At 74.6% G+C, this 2,313-nt stretch carries 3 protein-coding genes; all 3 read left to right on the plus strand.

The window, feature by feature from the left end:
• Positions 1 to 373: DDE-type integrase/transposase/recombinase (locus ACIRPK_RS36785; RefSeq protein WP_403047290.1), on the plus strand; the 373-nt coding region annotated here is incomplete at its 5' end.
• Positions 374 to 494: 121 nt separating this feature from the next.
• Complete coding sequence (locus ACIRPK_RS36790) at positions 495 to 995, plus strand: Uma2 family endonuclease (RefSeq protein ID WP_403047295.1); 501 nt, start codon at positions 495 to 497, stop codon at positions 993 to 995.
• Between the two features lie 264 nt (positions 996 to 1,259).
• On the plus strand, positions 1,260 to 1,838 hold the full coding sequence (locus tag ACIRPK_RS36795) for a hypothetical protein (RefSeq protein WP_403047293.1): 579 nt from the start codon (positions 1,260 to 1,262) through the stop codon (positions 1,836 to 1,838).
• Positions 1,839 to 2,313: the final 475 nt, after the last annotated feature.

The raw sequence follows: 2,313 nt of genomic DNA on the forward strand, positions 1-2,313 counted from the left end.
GGCCAGGCGCTTTTTCCGGAAGCTGATGAAGGCCACCCGGTCGGTGCCCAGGGTGATCGTCACCGACGAGCTCCGCTCCTACGGCGCCGCCCACCAGCAGATGATGCCCTCGGTGGAGCACCGCTCGCACAAGGGCCTGAACAACCGCGCCGAGAACAGCCACCAGCCCACCCGGCAGCGCGAACGCGCCATGAAGGGCTTCCGCTCCGTCGGCGGCACCCAGAGATCCCTGGCCGCGTTCAGCGGCATCTCACCCCACTCCAGGCCACGACGCCACCTCCTTACCGTCACCGAACACCGCACCGAGATGACCATCCGCTTCGCGATCTGGAACCACATCACCGGCGCCACCGGCCCAACCACAGCAGCCTGACCCAGCGCCGACAGCCCACCCCGGCACACCCTGACGCACCATCCGACACCCACACCCTCAACAACGCGACAGCACCGTTGCGACCGCTGACCACAGCGGGTCCTGGACCATCGAGGACGTCCTGGCCCTGCCCGAAGACACCTGCCACCGGATTGAGCTGGTCGGGGGTGCGCTGCTGATGAGCCCGAATCCCGGCGTCCCGCATCAGCGGGCCAGCTCCCGCCTCTGGGCCCTCCTGGACGCCGCCATCACCGCCTCCGGCGCGCCCTTCGAGGTGCTGGAAGCCGTCAACGTCGTGGTCCCCGACGGGCTGCTGATCCCCGACCTGGTGATCGCCGCCGCCGCGTCGGCCGGCACCACGCTGGGCGCGCACGACATCGTGGTGGCCGTCGAGATCGCCTCGCCCTCCACCCGCGTCACCGACAAGAAGATGAAGCCGGCCCTGTACGCCGCGGCCGGCATCCGCCACTACTGGCGCCTCGAACTCGAACCCGCCCCCCGGCTCTACCTCGGCCACCTGGAGCGCGGCACCTACACCGACCGGCTGGTCCAGGTCGGCGAGAGCACCGGTCTCACCGAGCCGCTCCCCCTCGACCTCGACCCCGCCGCGCTGCGCCGGTAGACCACCCCGGCCGGCCAGGCGACGGGCGTGCCGAAGCCCCGGACCGAGGAGGGAGCCGGGGCTTCGGGGCCAGGACCGAAATGCCGGGTCTCGGCGGCCTCCTGGCGATCCGTAGCCGATGTTCCCAGGGCGGCCGCCGAAGGCAAGCACCCACGCCGCCCCGCACCAGCGGGCCGCCCTGCGGGGAACGGTGGCCCCAGGGGCATTCGTTCCGGTGACAGCCCACCCGAAGCGCCGTCCCCGGGCCTCGTGGTGGTTCACCATGTGGCCCGCAGGCCACCGTTCCCGCTGTCACCGGAGCCCCCCCATGCCCGACGGCACACCGCCGCCCGCCCCGGCACCGATTACGCCCACCAAGCCCGCTGCCTGGCCCGCGAGGCGCGGCGGCAGCTGGAGCGAGGCCACGAGGACATCGACCTCACCCTCGTCGTCCTCGTCCAGGATGCCAAGGCGGTCGCGGACGTCATCCGGCGCCTGCGCACCACCGCCCACCCGGGCCATGCCGCGTACTGCTGCGAGGCGCAGCTGAACGCCCTGCTCGGCGACGCTCTCCAGCAGGCCGGCGTACACGCCACGGACGTCGCCGCCACCATGCCCACCGACACCCTGGCCGAACGCATGACCTTGCTGCTCGACACCCTGTACTACCCGCCGGAAACCGGGCACGCCCTCGCCACCCTCGTCGCGGGCGACATCGCCCCCCTGCGCCGCCTGCGCGGAACCCCCGGACTCCTCGCCCGCGCCGTCGCCGCCGTGGGGCTGTGCCTGGTCGTGTGGTCACCCCCCAAACTGCAAGGACTCCTGCACGCCGAACGCGCCCGCTGCGCTCACCTCGCCGCGTAGAGGGGCCCGGGATCGGGGGTGCGTTGCCACAGCCTTGCTGTCCCGTTATGGGATGGTTCGGGTGTTGGAGCGGTTCGCGGTGATCTCCCGGGTGCGGCTCTCCAGCGACGTCTGGCCTGATTGGCGGTCGTAGGCAGCGGTGGGGGGGGGGGCGCGGGGCCGGGGGGGGGGGGCCCCCCCCCCCCCCCAAAAACCCCCCCCCCCCCCCCCCCCCCCCCCCCCACCCCCGCCCCCCCCCCCCCCCCCCCCCCCCCCCCCCCCCCACACACCCCCCCCCCCCCCCCCCACCCCCCCCCCCCACCCCCCCCCCCCCCCCCACCACACCCCCCCCCCCCCCCCCCCCCCCCCCCCACCCACACACCCCCCCCCCCCCCCCCCCCCCCCCCCCCCCACACACCCCCCCCCCCCCCCCCACACACACCCCCCCCACCCCCACCCCGGACCCCACCCGCGCGGCCACCCCAACCACGAGCCC

Origin of the sequence: Kitasatospora sp. NPDC101801 (assembly GCF_044766665.1) — a bacterium.
Lineage (GTDB): Bacteria > Actinomycetota > Actinomycetes > Streptomycetales > Streptomycetaceae > Kitasatospora.